General features: G+C 67.5%; 13 protein-coding genes. 5 read left to right on the top strand and 8 right to left on the bottom strand.

Annotated elements, in window-relative coordinates:
- Positions 1-30 precede the first annotated feature (30 nt).
- Positions 31-639: a TetR/AcrR family transcriptional regulator gene (locus ACW176_RS01700; protein ID WP_492110650.1), complete on the top strand. Its 609-nt coding sequence runs from the start codon at positions 31-33 to the stop codon at positions 637-639.
- A gap of 10 nt (positions 640-649) precedes the next feature.
- Here ACW176_RS01700 and ACW176_RS01695 read toward each other — a convergent pair whose 3' ends face one another.
- The gene (locus ACW176_RS01695) at positions 650-2,260 is read right to left on the bottom strand and encodes a serine hydrolase (RefSeq protein WP_492110649.1); all 1,611 of its coding nucleotides are present in this window, start codon (positions 2,258-2,260) and stop codon (positions 650-652) included.
- A 104-nt stretch (positions 2,261-2,364) separates the two neighbouring features.
- Positions 2,365-4,056 carry an acyl-CoA dehydrogenase family protein gene (locus ACW176_RS01690; RefSeq protein ID WP_492110648.1) on the bottom strand — a complete coding sequence of 564 codons (1,692 nt, stop codon included), beginning with the start codon at positions 4,054-4,056 and terminating at the stop codon, positions 2,365-2,367.
- Positions 4,057-4,161: 105 nt separating this feature from the next.
- Between ACW176_RS01690 and ACW176_RS01685 the strand changes: the two genes are divergently transcribed.
- Entirely contained in the window at positions 4,162-4,788 is a 627-nt protein-coding gene (locus ACW176_RS01685) for a glutathione S-transferase family protein (RefSeq protein WP_492110647.1), read from the top strand.
- A 900-nt stretch (positions 4,789-5,688) separates the two neighbouring features.
- Here ACW176_RS01685 and ACW176_RS01680 read toward each other — a convergent pair.
- Entirely contained in the window at positions 5,689-6,552 is an 864-nt protein-coding gene (locus ACW176_RS01680; RefSeq protein ID WP_492110646.1) for a hypothetical protein, read from the bottom strand.
- A 225-nt stretch (positions 6,553-6,777) separates the two neighbouring features.
- Positions 6,778-7,629: a hypothetical protein gene (locus tag ACW176_RS01675; protein ID WP_492110645.1), complete on the bottom strand. Its 852-nt coding sequence runs from the start codon at positions 7,627-7,629 to the stop codon at positions 6,778-6,780.
- A gap of 228 nt (positions 7,630-7,857) precedes the next feature.
- On the opposite strand from ACW176_RS01675, the gene ACW176_RS01670 reads away from it, so the two are divergent.
- The gene (locus tag ACW176_RS01670) at positions 7,858-8,430 is read left to right on the top strand and encodes an SH3 domain-containing protein (RefSeq protein WP_492110644.1); all 573 of its coding nucleotides are present in this window, start codon (positions 7,858-7,860) and stop codon (positions 8,428-8,430) included.
- A gap of 98 nt (positions 8,431-8,528) precedes the next feature.
- Here ACW176_RS01670 and ACW176_RS01665 read toward each other — a convergent pair whose 3' ends face one another.
- From ACW176_RS01665 to ccrA, 4 genes are all read right to left on the bottom strand, one after another.
- Positions 8,529-9,110, bottom strand: a complete 582-nt coding sequence (locus ACW176_RS01665) for a CPBP family glutamic-type intramembrane protease (RefSeq protein ID WP_492110643.1) — start codon at positions 9,108-9,110, stop codon at positions 8,529-8,531.
- Positions 9,035-10,150 carry a Rieske 2Fe-2S domain-containing protein gene (locus ACW176_RS01660; protein ID WP_492110642.1) on the bottom strand — a complete coding sequence of 372 codons (1,116 nt, stop codon included), beginning with the start codon at positions 10,148-10,150 and terminating at the stop codon, positions 9,035-9,037. The genes ACW176_RS01665 and ACW176_RS01660 overlap by 76 nt, the downstream gene beginning before the upstream one ends.
- A 53-nt stretch (positions 10,151-10,203) precedes the next feature.
- Complete coding sequence (locus ACW176_RS01655; protein ID WP_492110641.1) at positions 10,204-11,679, bottom strand: M20 family peptidase; 1,476 nt, start codon at positions 11,677-11,679, stop codon at positions 10,204-10,206.
- A gap of 90 nt (positions 11,680-11,769) precedes the next feature.
- A complete protein-coding gene (gene ccrA, locus ACW176_RS01650) occupies positions 11,770-13,044 on the bottom strand; it encodes a crotonyl-CoA carboxylase/reductase (RefSeq protein ID WP_492110640.1) in 1,275 nt (424 codons plus the stop codon).
- Positions 13,045-13,312: 268 nt separating this feature from the next.
- Between ccrA and ACW176_RS01645 the strand changes: the two genes are divergently transcribed.
- Positions 13,313-14,041 carry an enoyl-CoA hydratase/isomerase family protein gene (locus ACW176_RS01645; protein ID WP_492110639.1) on the top strand — a complete coding sequence of 243 codons (729 nt, stop codon included), beginning with the start codon at positions 13,313-13,315 and terminating at the stop codon, positions 14,039-14,041.
- Positions 14,042-14,164: 123 nt separating this feature from the next.
- Positions 14,165-14,407 carry an HP1242/YdcH family protein gene (locus ACW176_RS01640; protein ID WP_419318458.1) on the top strand — a complete coding sequence of 81 codons (243 nt, stop codon included), beginning with the start codon at positions 14,165-14,167 and terminating at the stop codon, positions 14,405-14,407.
- The last annotated feature ends 12 nt before the right edge of the window (positions 14,408-14,419 follow it).

Below are 14,419 nucleotides of genomic sequence, written 5' to 3'. Positions count from 1 at the left end.
TAGACGCTGGCGTGTTCGAGGGGGACGGGCTTGGGCGTAAGGGACGACCAGAAACAGGCGACGCGCGAGAAGGTCCTGGAGGCCGCTCGCGACCTGTTCAACGATGTCGGTTACGAGGAAACGACCATCCGCGCCATTGCGGAGCGGGCGGGGGTCTCGGTCGGCAGCGTTTTCACGACCTTTGTTTCGAAGGCCGAGGTGCTCAGCCATGTGATGGAGGGGCGGCTGGACGAACTGTATGCGCAGTTCGACCGGGTGATCCCCTACCTGCGGGGCTCGGCGATGGACAGGCTATGCTCGGTCTTCGCCATTCACTACGAGTTCGAAACCCGGCGGGTGAAGCTGTTCCTGGCCCACATCGCCGCCGCCTATAATCCCAGCATTGACCCCGGCGTCACGCCCTATGGTCGCAATCAGCGCCTTACCGGGATGTTGCACGACATCCTCGAAGAGGGTGTGCGACGAGGCGAAATCCGCGCCGATCTCGATCAGGTGCTGGCCATCGAGATCCTTCGGGCCGCCTATGCCTGGAACTATCGACTGGCGGCCGCCGACGCCAGCACGGCTGATGCGTCCGTCATGTCGGCCACGATGGACCGCCAGATCCAGGTCATCGTCGAGGGCTGGCGACCGCGTTGAGGTCGACCGGTCAAGGCTGCCGCGTCAGCCTCAGGTCCTGATAGTCGAACGAGAAGTCGGCCAGCGGCGAGACCGCCCTGGCCAGGGCTGACTTCACCGCGCCGTTCTCGACGTCGAAGGTGATGAAGGCGTCCTCCTGGGTGCGGTCGTCGAAGACCGTCTTGAAGGTCTCGCCGTCGAACAGGTCCAGCCTGCCTTGCAGGGCCGGGGTCTTGTCGAACGAGACCGTCAGGCCTTTCGCCTTTTTGCCTTTGGCTTTCCCGATCGTGACCGTGCCGTACCAGGGGTCGCGATAGACCCCGACATAGGCGTCGAGCGGCAGGCTGGGCGGCTTGCCGCCGCCCTTGGGCGTGGCGGCGTCGGCGGCGTCCTTGGCGGTCTGGGCGTCGGCCTCGGCTTGGACGCGTTTGCTGGAGGCGATCCAGTCGAAGTCGCTGCGACCCTGCAGGCGGTCAGGACCGCCGTAGCGCAGTGCGCGCAGGACCGGGTTTTCCTCGGCGTTGGTCATCACCATGATGCCCGACTTCCGACCGGGCAGCAGGCCGGTATAGGAGATGAAGCCCGCCAAGCCGCCGGTGTGCCACAGTAGCCGCTCGCCGCGATGGTCCTGCACGAACCAGCCCAGGGCATAGGCCTGCATCGACGGACGCACGGGGTTTTCCGCCGTCGGGCCATCGGACGAGGACGTGATGGTCTGGGGCTTCCACATTTCGCGGGCGGTGGCCTCGCTCCACAGGCGCTTGCCGTCGGGCAAGGCGCCCAGGGCCAACTGCACCTGCATCCACTTGCCGATGTCGGCCGGCGTCGTATTGACCCCGCCCGCAGCGGCGGCCGAGGCGAAGCTGTCGTCGAAGGGCAGGACGGTCTGCGGACCCATGCCGCGCACCGGCGGGCCCAGGCGGCAGTGCGGCTCGGCCCGCCGGCTCTTGTCGACCTGGGCCGGGGTGGTCACCGTGTCGGTCATGCCCAGGGGATCGAGGATCCGGGTCTTGATGAAGTCTTCCCACGGCTTGCCCGTGACGGCGGCCACAACCTCGCCGGCCGCGACGTAGAGCACGTTGTCATAGGCGTAGCCGCCCCGGAATTGGCTGCCGATCGGCAGGTATTTGAGCCCCGCCACGATCTCGGCTCGGCTGTGGGTCGGGGCGGGCCAGATCATCAGGTCGCCGGCGCCCAGGGTCAGGCCGCTGCGGTGGACCAGCAGGTCGCGCACGGTCATCAGCCTGGTGACCACCGGATCGCTCATCGCGAAGTCGGGCAGGTAGCGGGTGACGGGCGCGTCCCAGGCTACCTTGCCCTCCTCGACCAGCATGGCCAGAGCGGCGGCGGTCATGGCCTTGGTGTTGGAGGCGATGCCGAAGAGGGTGTTCTCGTCGCACCGGGCCGGAGCGCCCAGACGCCGGACGCCATAGCCCTTGGCCAGGGTGATCTGGCCGTTCTCGACCACGGCGACGCCCAGGCCCGGCTGGTCGGGGAAGGCGGCCATGACCTGCTGGGCGTACTGGTCGACCGCCGTGGCGACCGAGCCGGTTTCCCGGGCCCGGGCTGATCCGCCGAACGCGGCGAGCCCGCCGGTGGCCAGGGCGGAGATCAGGGCGGCGCGGCGGGTCGTGGCGATCATGATGCGTCCTTGGGTGCCGGCGCAGGCTAAGCTGATGCCCGTCGGGCCGACAAGGGGCATGAACGACCGCTCATCCCGGCTATCGCGGGAATGAGCGGTGCGGATCAGTTCCCGCCGTCCAGCAGCCGCCTTGCGATGACCTGGGCCTGGATCTCGCCGGCGCCCTCGAAGATGTTGAGGATCCGGGCGTCGGCCAGCACGCGGCTGATGACGTATTCGGTGGCAAAGCCGTTGCCGCCGTGGATCTGCAGGGCGTTGTCGGCGGCGGCCCAGGCCACGCGGGCGGCGATCAGCTTGGCCATGCCGGCCTCGATGTCGCAGCGCTTGTCCTCGTCCTTCTGGGCGGCGGCGAAATAGGTCAGCTGACGCACGCCCATGATCTCGGCCGCCATCATCGCCAGCTTGTTGGCGACGCGGGGGAACTCGAAGATCGCCTGGCCAAACTGTTTGCGGTCCATCGCATAGGACAGCCCCACCTCCAGCGCCGACTGGGCCACGCCCACGGCGCGGGCGGCGGTCTGGATGCGGGCGCTTTCGAAGGTCGCCATCAGCTGCTTGAAGCCCTGACCCTCGACCCCGCCCAGCAGGTTTTCAGCCGGCACGGTGAAGCCGTCGAAGGCCAGCTCATATTCCTTCATGCCGCGATAGCCGATCACGCCGATCTCGCCGCCGCTCATGCCTTGGGCGGGGAAGTCATCGCCGTCGACGCCGCGCGGCTTGGGGGCCAGCAGCATCGACAGGCCGCGATAGTCGGTGGTGGCCGGATCGGTGCGGACCAGCAGGGTCATCACATCAGCGCGGGCCGCATGGGTGATCCAGGTCTTGGCGCCAGTGACGACATAGCTGTCGCCCTCCAGCGCTGCCCGGGTGCGCAGGGCCCCAAGGTCGGAGCCGGTATTGGGCTCGGTGAAGACGGCGGTGGGCAGGATCTCGGCGCTGGCGATGCGCGGCAGCCAGTACTGCTTCTGGGCCTCGGTGCCGCCGGTCAGGATCAGCTCGCCGGCGATCTCCGAGCGGGTGGCCAGGGATCCGACGCCGATCCAGGCGCGCGACAGCTCTTCGGAGACCACGCACATCGCGGTCTTGCCCATGCCGCTGCCACCGTATTCCTCGGGGATGGTCAGGCCGAACACGCCCAGATCGCCCAGTTCCTGCACCAGCTCGATCGGGATCAGCTCGTCCTTCAGGTGCCACTCGTGGGCGAAGGGCGTGACCTTTTCCTCGGCGAAGGCGTGGAACTGGTCGCGGATCATCTCGAAGGTTTCGTCCAGGCCGGTATTCTCCAGCGTCGGACGGCCGCGCGCCTCGGCCAGGCGCTTGGCGATGGCGGTCTTCACGGCCTGGCCGCCGCCCTTGGTCATCAGGGTCACCAGGGCCGGGGCGAACAGCAGGTTCATCACGCCGCGGTCATCGGTGATGTCGACGGGGCGGATCATCTCGCCCTGGTTCATGGCGATGCCGCCGACCATCTGGGTGGCGTATTCGGCGAACAGCAGCTGGGCCAGCAGGGCCTCGATCTCGGTGAAGTGCCCGCTGGCCTCCAGGCGTTCGGCCCAGCCGGCGACCTGGTTGAGCAGCTCGGCATAGGCGGCGTACCAGCCAAAGCCGTGAACGACGTGCTGTTCCAGGTCCGCCAGCTTGCGATCGACCTTGCCGTCCGGCCCGGCGATCCGGGCCTTCACGATCGGGTGGACCTTGTCGACAAAGGCCTGGGCCGCCGTGGCAGCCTCGCGCAGCAGGCCCGTCAGGCCGGGGAGAATGATCGAGCTGTTATCTTGAGCGACCGTTGCGGTCATGACTTGCTCCCCTGTGCCAAACAGTTGTTTTCTTTCACTCTGGCGCTTTTCGCACCTGCGAGCAATGCCGCAGCGCAGCATAGGGCCGCAAAACGGGGAAGAAACATGCTGAAAGTCCACCACCTCAACGAGTCCCGGTCGCAGCGCATCCTGTGGCTGCTGGAGGAGCTGAGTGTTCCCTACGAGATCGTGTTTCACACCCGCGACGCCAAGACCCGCCTGGCCCCGTCGTCGCTGACCGACGTGCATCCGCTGGGCAAGTCGCCGGTCATCGTGGACGGCGACCTGACCGTGATCGAGTCCGGCGCGATCATCGACTATGTCATCCGTCGTCACGGCGAAGGCCGGCTGGCGCCCGATCCGGCCAGCGCCGACTACGACCGCTATCAGCAGTGGCTGCACTATGCCGAGGGCTCGGCCATGCTGCCCCTGATGCTCAACATGTATGTCGGCCGCCTGGGCGAAGGCGGCGCACCTTTGCAGCCGCGCATCCAGTCCGAGATTTCCAACCACCTGGCCTTCGTCAATGACAGCCTGGCCGGCCGCCAGTTCTTCGTCGGCGACGGTCTGACCGGGGCCGATATCCAGATGAGCTTCGTGCCCGAGGTCGCCAAGGCCATGGGCAAGCTGCCGGAATATCCGCACATGGCCGCCTGGATCGAGCGCATGCACGCCCGCCCGGCCTGGAAGACCGCCCTGGACAAGAGCGGTCCTTACGCGCTCGGGGCTTAAGGACCGCTGGTTTCTCCTTCACTTGCTCTCTTCTCCCTTCCCCCTCGATGGGGGAAGGGTTGGGGATGGGGGTGGCAGAGGCTCAGGATGTGGCGCGGCCTGCGTGAAATCATCCGGCGGGGTCACCCCCATCCCCGCCCTTCCCCCATCAAAGGGGGAAGGGAGAAGACACGGGCTCTCAGCCTCACGCGGCATCAGCCACTGAAGGGGTCGGGGAGGCGCGAAGCGGCCGGGGCGAACCCGGATGACCGTGATGTGTTTTGTGCGTTTCGGCTCGACCTGTCCGCTTCGCAGAAGCTGTTCTTGCGTGAGGATTGGGCCAAGCGAGCGTCTTTCAGCTCTGATACCCAAGAGCCCCCGTACGGGCGCGCACCAAGGTCGATCGGCTAACCGTCTCAACCCCCGACGATGCGCGATAGGCGGGTTTACGATCCCTCGCCCTGTTGCTCCGCGCTGTTCCTCCGACGAGCCTTCCGGTGGTCCCGGATCTATCCAACGAACAGACCACCTTCGTCCTCGCCGCGTGACCGCGCGGCCCCGCTCAGCTCCATCCCCATCGCCGCTGTTGGGCCGGATCCAGGCGCCTCCCCCCGCGACAGGGACAGCTGTGATTATGCGGGAGGTTTGAGCGCCGAGGATTGGCGCGATCAACTATTTTATAGAGCGTTGATTTTGTTGAGGTCTGCCCCGAAAAGAACGGGGATTGGGCGCCCCCTATCCCCATACTCCACCGTCATTCCCGCCCTTGTGGCGGGAACCCCTCTGTCCGCCGCAGGTGCGGGAGGGGCGAAGTGCGCGCGCACTTCGCTGGCGCTTCACGTGTCCGCTGAATCAGGGGTTCCCGCCACAAGGGCGGGAATGACGGAGGTTTATGGGATGAGCCCCTGGGAAGACTAGCGACTACTGGTTCCCGGTATAGGGCACGCCCTTGACGGTCTCGTCATAGGCGGTCGGCGGGTTGTCCGGCAAGTTGCGCAGCTTGGCCTTGGGCGCGCTCAGTTCCCGCACCCGCCAGGCGTTGGGTCCAACGCGCGTGAAGACCGCCGGGGTCTCTTCGCCGTAGCCTGTCAGCTCCATGCCTGGATTGGCCTCCTCGGTGGCCGGACGTAGGCAGTAACCCTTGATCTCGGTGTCGCTGACCCACTCCGTGGTCAGGCAGCGCGACTTGAACTCGAATTTGCGGTGCGGCTTGCTCGACCAGTCGCGCAGCTCGGTGCGGGCGCGGGGGTCGTCGTCCGCCTCCAAGGTCTCGTCTTGGGCCGAAATGGCGAGCACGGCGCCCCGCCACTGGCCGATTTCGGCAGATTCGATCTCGACGCCTCGCTTGTCATAGAAGGTGCTGATGGGCACGTAGTCGGCGGGCGCAGCGAAATAGGACGTGACGACCTCGTAGACGGTCTGCATGCCTTGGACGGTCGGCACCTCAAAGACACGCGTCAGCAGGCTGTAGGTTTCCTCGTCGTCGGTCACGGTCAGGCTGGGCTGGCCGTTGTGCTGCAGCGTCAGGGTCGGACCCTTGCGCGCGTCCGGCTGGCCCAATTCCTTCAGCAACTTGGCCTCGATAAGGCGCTCCTCGTCACGTTGGGCGTACAGGTCGAACTGCGGCAGCTCTGGCTCCGGCGCAGCGGCGGACGTCGCCGGTGCGACAGGCTTGGCCGCCTCGGCCGGCGGCTTTGCGGCGCCGGGCAGCTTGTCACAGCCGGAGAGCGCCGCGAGGGCGGCCAGGCTAAGCGCAAGCGTCACGGATTTGGACTGGAACGACATGGGGGCCCCGGGGCGACTGAAATGGCGGGCGCACCCTAGCCAGAACCCAAGAGTGAGCAAGGCGGCGCCTCGTGTGGTTGTGCGGGGCGACGCTGTTCCGCAGGATGCGTCTGTCCCCGCACTTGCCCCCTACGGGTCGCTACGCGACCGTCTTCCCCCGGAGGGGGAAGATAAGGTTGTAGCGGTCAGGAGGTCGGCAACGGCCAGGGCCCGAGGCCTCGGCGACTATTGATTGCCCGAATAGGCCACGCCCTTGACGGTCTCGTCATAGGCCGTCGGCGGGTTGTTCTCGGCGTCCATCAGCTTGGCCTTGGGAGCCCGCAGCTCGCGCAGGCGCCAGGCGTTGGGCCCAACGCGCGTCACGATCGCATCAATTTCCTCGTGATGGCCGTTGAGCTCCACGCCGGGTGAGGCGTCGTGCAAGGCAGGACGCCAACAGATGGCCTGCAGCTCGGTGTCGCTGGTCCAGCGGGATGCGTTGCAGCGCGCCTTGAAGACATATTTCCGGTGTGGCGTCTTCGTCAGGTCGTGCAGCTCGAGGGTGTTGTTGCCCGCAGAATCAATGTCGTAGGCCGAATCGGTCCAGGAGATCGCCGCGATGGCGCCGCGCCAGTCCGCCCAGTGGCCATAGGTCTCGATCTCGACGCCGTTCTGGTCGAACAGGGTCACGGAGGGATCATCGACCTCCTCCGTGAGGCTGTGACCGACTTCATAGTGGAGCTGCTCGACGCCATCGCGGGTCATCTTGAAGACCCGTTCCAGAGTCCACGCTTGGCCTTCGGGGTTTTTCAGGGACAGCACGACCTTGCCGTCGCGCCGGATCGTCAGGGTGTCGCCCTGGCGCGCCTCGGGTTGGCCCAGTTCCTTGAGAACCCGAGCCTCCTGGTCGTTCCCGTCAGGGGCGGTTTCCGCTTCCACATAGGCGGGCCCCGTCGCGGGCTTCTTGATCGTGGTGAGCGCGGGCGCCGTCGTGGCCTGCGGCGCCGGGGGCGGCGCAGGCTTCTGGTCGCAACCCGCCGCCAGCAGCAGCGCGGCCGTCAACAGCATCCCGCGTGCGGGCTTCACTTCAAGAGCCATGATCTTTTCCCCCGTGCGCCGCCCCCTGCGCCGATATCCGAGCCGCAAGCCGGGCGCAATCGCGCACAACCCGATTTGACAGCGGCCACGCAGGGCCCACCTGCTTTTTTTCAACATGAACGAACTCTGTCAGAGCGGTCGCCGACGCCGTTCAGCTTCACCCTGTCATGGTCTGTCTCACGGGGTTGATGACCCCGGACACATTCCATCGGGACAAGGACTATCGACATGACCAGCCTCAAGACCTTCAAGACCATCGCCCTGACCCTGGCCGCTTCGGCCAGCGCCCTGACCCTGGTTTCGGCCCCGTCGGCCTTCGCTGTCGAGCAGCGTCTGGGCGGCGTCGTCGGCTGCAACGCCTCGGGCCAGAAGCAGGAAGGCGGCGCGGTTATCGGCGCCCTGCTGGGCGCCGTGGCCGGTAGCAACCTGGCCAAGAATGACCGGGGCACGGGCACCGCCATCGGCGCCGTGGTCGGCGCGGGCGCCGGTTCCTATGTCGGCTGCAAGATGCAGAAGAAGGACGCCCGTCAGGCTGTCGGCGGCGCCTACAAGTATGACGGCGTGCGCTTCGCCAACTCGGTCCAGGCCCAGCCGGTGACCGAGATCAAGGGCAAGTATGTCGCCCGCTCGAACCTGAACCTGCGCGCTTCGGCCTCGACCCGCGGCGCCAAGGTGGGCGGTGTCGGCGCCGGCCAGACCTTCCAGGCCCTGGGTCGCACCGATGACGGCAAGTGGATCCTGGTCGGCCAGGACGGCGTCGGCGTGGGCTACGTCTCCAGCGCCTACGTCTATCGCGCTTAAGTCATAGAGGTCTGGAGCGCGGCTTCCGTCCCTCACCGCGCTTCATGCACGAGCCCGTCTGGTCCCCCCGACCAGGCGGGCTTTACTTTGTCTGGACCTCAGCCCAGGGCGCTGACCCCGCCCCACCAGGTCTGCCAGGCCACCACCAGCGCCCAGTGCAGCAGCACGGCGGGCCACAGCGAGCTGGTCCGATAGCGCAGGATTGCGCACGCCAGACCCAGCACCGCGCAGCACAGCAGGAAGTCGGGCCGCAGGAACACGCCCGCGGCGCCGGGCAGGAAGGTCAGCGCCTCGGCCACGTGCCAGAGGGTGTAGAGGCTGGTCGAGATGCCGATCCACAGCGCGGGCCTTGGCGACTCGTCGCGACCCGGCGTCAGCAGGCCCCGAAAGACGATTTCCTCGCCCAGGGCCGGAACGAAGAAGACCGTCAGCATCCGCAGCGGCAGATCCGGCTGGGCGGGGGTCAGGTGATAGAGGCCGGTGGAAAAGCCGATGGCGGCCATCACCGGCAGGGTGGCCGCGCAGACGGCGGCGCAGAGCAGCCAGCCGCTGGCCGAGGGCAGGGTGACCAGGCTGCGTCCCAGCCGCCGGCCCAGTCTGGCGATCAGGTCCGCCAGCGCAGCACGGTGTCCTTGACCGGATTGACGAAGGCCCGGCCTTCGGCGCGGCTGGCCTGCCACTCGCGCTTGCACTGCTGGTACCAGCGGGCCTGCTGGTCGGCGTCGCCCACCCACATCAGCGGCGGGTTGGACTGCAGGCCCTGGCTCTGGACGCCGACGATATAGCCGTCCTGGCGCAGGAAGGCCCGGGCCGCGATGCGGATGATCGGATAGAGGGCCGTGAAGGCCCAGTGATCGGACCACATGATCTGGTTCATGCGGGTCTTGTTGGCATTGATCGGCGTCATCGCCGACAGGGCCAGCACCTGTTTCTTGCCCACCGTCACATGCTCCCAGCGCAGGCCGGGCAGGCGGAAGGTGATCTCGGTCAGGGGCTCGCCGCCCAGGATGGCGTAGGCCTTGGAGTTCTTGGACGGCTCGTGCCGCACCATGGTGAAGCCGGCCTCGGACGGGGCGAAGCGTTTCTTCTTTTCGTGCTGGCTGGCGGTGGTGCGCCACCACCATTGCTGATGCACATAGGGGCCGTGGGCCGGGTCGATCAGGCCCAGCACGGCGTGGTCGATATGGATGTCATAGTCCAGGGCGTCGACCAGCTTGGGCTTGCCGCCCACCACGCCGGGAATGACCGGCGGGGCCTCCGGCGGCTGGCCGTCGAAGCGGGCGTCCGACGACATCCAGATCCAGACCAGGCCCTGCTGCTCGACGATTGGATAGCGGCGCACCCGCACCTTGCTGATGTCCAGGTCGCTATCGGCGGTGAGCGAGGGGATCGCCGTGCAGGCGCCGTCCGTGCCGAACCGCCAGCCGTGATAGGGGCACTCGATGCTCTCGCCGCCGTCGGTCTCGGTCCTGACCTTGCCGGCCGACAGGGCGGCGGCGCGGTGCGGGCAGACGTCGCGAATGGCATAGGCGGCGCCGGCCTTGGTGCGGCCCAGCAGCACCGGCTCGCCCAGCAGTTCGCGGTGCTCCATCTTGCCCGCCTTCAGGTCGGGCGACAGGGCGGCCACGTACCAGGCGTCCATGACGAAGCCCTCGCCGAACTTGGCGGCGGGAGCGGACTTTGGGGCGGACTGGGGGGCGGGCGAAGCGTCGTCGGGCATGCGGGTCTTATAGCCCAGTTTGCTGACTTTTCACGACGCTTTGGGGATGGGGCCTACCGCGCCGCCGCCGTCTCGACCAGGCGCTGATAGAACCGCACCATCCGCTCCACATTGGCCAGGCTGATATGCTCGTCGGTGCCGTGGATCATCTTGGTCTCGTCGATCGACAGCACCAGCGGCTGGAAGCGATAGACGTCGCTGGCGACCGGGGCCAGGTAGCGGCTGTCGGTGCCGGCGGTGACTAGGCCGGGCACCACGGGGGCCTGGCTCTCGTCGGCGGCCAGGCTGGCGAGGGTCTTCCAGGCGTCGGAACTGGTCGAGGAGATCGGCGAGGGCTCGTCGGGCGTCTTGGTCCAGGTCAGCTCGACCGGCAGCTTGCCGACGGCGTCCTTGGCCCGGGCCATGACCTTGGCCGAGGTGTCGCCCGGCGCGATGCGATAATTGATCCAGGCGGTGGCGTCCTGCGGCAGGACGTTCTCCTTGGGCGAGCCCTTCAGCATGGTCGGGGCGATGGTGGTGTGCAGCATCGCCGCCCCGGCCGGGGTCTTGGCGGTGACCTTCACCAGCAGGGGCGCGAACAGCCAGGTATTGGCGGCGAACACCCTGACCGGCAGCGAGGCGTGCGGCGCGATCGATTTCAGCATGTCGGCGCCCGGCCCGGCGAACTTCATCGGGAAGGGCTTGTCGGTGATGGCCAGCACGGCGCGCGACAGCGTCGCGACACCCGTTTCCGGGGGCGGCGCCGAGGAGTGGCCGCCGATGGCCGGGGCCGTGACCTTCAGGGTGGCGTAGCCTTTTTCGGCCGTGCCGATGATGGCGGTGGGCTTGCCGGTGACGGGGTGGTCCTCGACCACGACCATGCCCTCGTCGAGCACGAACTGCGCCTTGATCCCGCGCGACTTGAACAGGGCCGCCGCCGCGACCGCGCCGACGCCGCGCACCTCCTCGTCATGGCCGCTGACGATGATCACGGTGCGCACGGGCTTGAAGCCGCCGGCCGCCAGACCGTCCAGCGCCTCGAACAGGGTGATCAGCGAGCCCTTGTCGTCGATCGCGCCGCGACCCCAGACGGCGTTGTCGGCCACCACGCCGTCAAAGGGCGGATGGGTCCACGAGCCTTCGCTGCCCGGCGTCACCGGCACCACGTCCTGGTGGGCCATCAGCACGATGGGGGCCAGGGCCGGGTTCGAGCCGGGCCAAGTATAGACCAGCGTATGCCCGGCCAGAACCTCGCGCTGCATGGCGGCGTGGGCGGCGGGATAGCTCGTCTGTAACCACGCGTGCAGCTTGTCCCACTCGGCCGGCTGGTCGTCGGCCCGGTCCTGGTGGCTGATGGTCTGGAAGCGGATGGCCTGGGCCAGGTTGGCGGCGGCCTTGGTGGTGTCGACGGTGCGTCCGGGGGCCAGCCTGGCCTCCGCCACGTCGACCGCGGCCGGAGCCTTGAAGGTCGCGGTCCGCACCGCCACGACGCCGGCCAGGGCCAGCACCAGTCCAACAGCCGTCAAGCCGGCCTTGCCCGCAAATCCCATCACGCATCTCCCCCGAACATTTGTTCGGGACTGTGCGTCCGCGCGGGGCGATTGCCAACCTTCCTTTGCGGCGGGTCTGGCGCGGGCCGCTTAAAGCGTCCCGCTCAGCTCCTGCACTTCCTCAAACGTCCGCAGGCCCGGACGCTGAGCGCAGACCAGCACGCCCATGTTGCCGGGCAGGTGCTGGTTGGCCAGCATCTTCTCGTGGGCGGCGGGGATGTCGTTCCAGGGGAACACTTCCGACAGGCAGGGGTCGACGCGGCGGTCGATGACCAGCTGGTTGGCGGCTGACGCCTGCATCAGGTTGGCGAAGTGGCTGCCCTGCACGCGCTTCTGGCGCATCCACAGGAAGCGGGCGTCCATGGTCAGGTTGAAGCCGCTGGTGCCGGCGCAGATGGCGACCATGCCGCCGCGCTTGACCACGAAGACGCTGACCGGGAACGTCGCCTCGCCGGGGTGCTCGAACACCATGTCGACGTCGCGATTGCCGGTGATCTGCCAAATCGCCTTACCGAACTTGCGGCTTTCCTTCATGTAGTCGTTGAATTCGGGGCCATTGACGGTGGGCAGCTGGCCCCAGCAGTTGAATTCGTTTCGGTTGAGCACCGCCTTGGCCCCCATCGACAGCACGAACTCGCGCTTGTCTTCGGAGCTGACCACGCCGATGGCGTTGCCGCCGGCCACGGCCGCCAGTTGTACGGCGAACACGCCCAGACCGCCCGAGGCGCCCCAGACCAGCACATTCTGGCCGGGCCGCAGCTCATGCGGCTTGTGGCCGAACAGCATGCGATAGGCCGTCGCCAGGGTCAGGACGTAGCAGGCGCTTTCTTCCCAGGTCAGGTGCTTGGGGCGCGGCATCAGCTGGCGCGACTGCACCCGGCAGAACTGCGAGAAGCTGCCGTCCGGGGTCTCGTAGCCCCAGATGCGCTGGCTGGTGGAGAACATCGGGTCGCCGCCGTTGCACTCCTCGTCGTCGCCGTCGTCCTGGTTACAGTGGATGACCACCTCGTCGCCCGGCTTCCAGCGTTTGACCTTCTTGCCCACGGCCCAGACGATGCCCGAGGCGTCGGAACCGGCGATGTGGAAGGGCTGCTTGTGGCCGTCCAGCGGGCTGATCGGTTCGCCCAGGGCGGCCCAGACGCCGTTGTAATTGACCCCGGCGGCCATCACGAGGACCAGAACCTCGTCCTCGCCGATGGTCCAGGTGGGCACCACCTCGACCTGCATGGCCTGGGTGGGCTTGCCGTGGCGCTCCTTGCGGATGCTCCAGGCGTACATGTTGGCGGGCACGTGGAAGGGCGGAGGGATTTCGCCGATCTCGTAGAGATCCTTCACAGGCGACTTCTCAAGCGTCGTGGTCGTCATGTCACTCCCCGTTTCCTTCGGCCCCGTTGTTCGTTGCGTTGCAACAACGTCCGAAAGCTCAACTCGGCTGCGCGCGGGTGGTCACAATGGCAAAAACCGATCGCCAACCCATCGTTTTTGGTTCCGAGGCGGACAAATCGACCTCGAAGCGGTCTAAGCTGAGACAACTGTTTGAAACTGGCAAGCGGAATCTTGTGCGACGCAACATGAGCGTCGCCTTGTCGCGGGCAAGGCTGTTCAAGCGGCCGGCGATCGGCGAGGCTTGGCCATGAGCCCGACCCTGCATGTCTCCCGTCCCCACGCCGCCATCGTCCTGCTGGAACTGGACGGGCCGCCCGCCAACGGACTGGGCATGGCGCTTCGCCTCGCCCTGCAAGAGGCCCTGGACGCGATCAACGCCGACCTCGATGTGCGGGCGGTGGTGCTGACGGGACGCAACGGCGCTTTCTGCGCGGGCGATGATCTGCGCGAGGCGGCCGGGCGCGGCGCGGGCCAGCTGGAGGCGGTGCTGGGCTTCAACGTGCTGATGGACAGGGTCGAGGCCTGCCGCGTGCCGATCATCGCGGCCATCGACGGCTGGTGCCTGGGCGGCGGACTGGAACTGGCCCTGTCCTGCGACATCCGCATCGCCAGCGACCGGGCCAGCTTCGCGGCCTCGGGGGTGAATATCGGGCTGATGGCGTCGGTGGTCCGCCTGCCGCGCCTGATCGGCGAGGCGCGGGCCAAGGCGCATCTGCTGACTGGGGCCAGCTTTGATCCGGCCCGGGCTCTGGCCGACGGGGTGGTGAGCCAGGTGCAGGCGGTGGACGCGCTACTGCCGGCCGCCCTGGAGCTGGCCGACCGCATCGCCTCGCGCGCCCCCCTGGCGGTCGAGGCCGCCAAGCGGGCGGTTGCCGGGGGCAGGGCGGATGTGGCCGCGCTGGTGGCCAGCGCCGACCACGCCGAAGCCGTCGCCGCGTTCATGGCCAAACGGCCGGCGGCGTTTCACCGGGCCTGAGCCGGAAGATCGCCGGGCCAGAAGATCGCCGGGATTGATCGACCGCAAAGCCGGCCTGCGCGCGCCCGCGCAGGATGGAAGTGGCGCCAAGAGGGGCGTCAATTTCGCTGGAAGTCCTGAGCCATGAGCAACACCCCCCACGAACTGCACGAAGAGTTTCCCCAGGACGCCGACCGCATCCATGCGCTGAAGACCAGCGACGCCCACTTCGCCAAGCTTGTTGAGGGCTATCACGACGTCAATCGCGCCGTGCACCGGATGGAGACCAACATCGAAGCGGTGGCCGACGCCGTCCTCGAGGACTTCAAGAAGCAGCGCCTCGACCTGAAGGACAAGATCGCCTCGGCCCTGGCCAAGCTGGCCTGACGGGACACGCGC

It is taken from the genome of Caulobacter sp. FV1ye13L, assembly GCF_058681155.1.
The sequence above is the reverse complement of the archived record's forward strand: the minus strand, read 5'-3'. Positions and strand labels throughout refer to the sequence as shown.

Excerpts from the sequence above, each read along its gene's own strand:
- ACW176_RS01695 (WP_492110649.1), bottom strand. The coding sequence starts at position 2,260 with ATGATCGCCACGACCCGCCGCGCCGCCCTGATCTCCGCCCTGGCCACC.
- ACW176_RS01690 (WP_492110648.1), bottom strand. The coding sequence starts at position 4,056 with ATGACCGCAACGGTCGCTCAAGATAACAGCTCGATCATTCTCCCCGGC.
- ACW176_RS01685 (WP_492110647.1), top strand. The coding sequence starts at position 4,162 with ATGCTGAAAGTCCACCACCTCAACGAGTCCCGGTCGCAGCGCATCCTG.
- ACW176_RS01680 (WP_492110646.1), bottom strand. The coding sequence starts at position 6,552 with ATGTCGTTCCAGTCCAAATCCGTGACGCTTGCGCTTAGCCTGGCCGCC.
- ACW176_RS01675 (WP_492110645.1), bottom strand. The coding sequence starts at position 7,629 with ATGGCTCTTGAAGTGAAGCCCGCACGCGGGATGCTGTTGACGGCCGCG.
- ACW176_RS01670 (WP_492110644.1), top strand. The coding sequence starts at position 7,858 with ATGACCAGCCTCAAGACCTTCAAGACCATCGCCCTGACCCTGGCCGCT.
- ACW176_RS01660 (WP_492110642.1), bottom strand. The coding sequence starts at position 10,150 with ATGCCCGACGACGCTTCGCCCGCCCCCCAGTCCGCCCCAAAGTCCGCT.
- ACW176_RS01655 (WP_492110641.1), bottom strand. The coding sequence starts at position 11,679 with ATGGGATTTGCGGGCAAGGCCGGCTTGACGGCTGTTGGACTGGTGCTG.
- ccrA (WP_492110640.1), bottom strand. The coding sequence starts at position 13,044 with ATGACGACCACGACGCTTGAGAAGTCGCCTGTGAAGGATCTCTACGAG.
- ACW176_RS01645 (WP_492110639.1), top strand. The coding sequence starts at position 13,313 with ATGAGCCCGACCCTGCATGTCTCCCGTCCCCACGCCGCCATCGTCCTG.
- ACW176_RS01640 (WP_419318458.1), top strand. The coding sequence starts at position 14,165 with ATGAGCAACACCCCCCACGAACTGCACGAAGAGTTTCCCCAGGACGCC.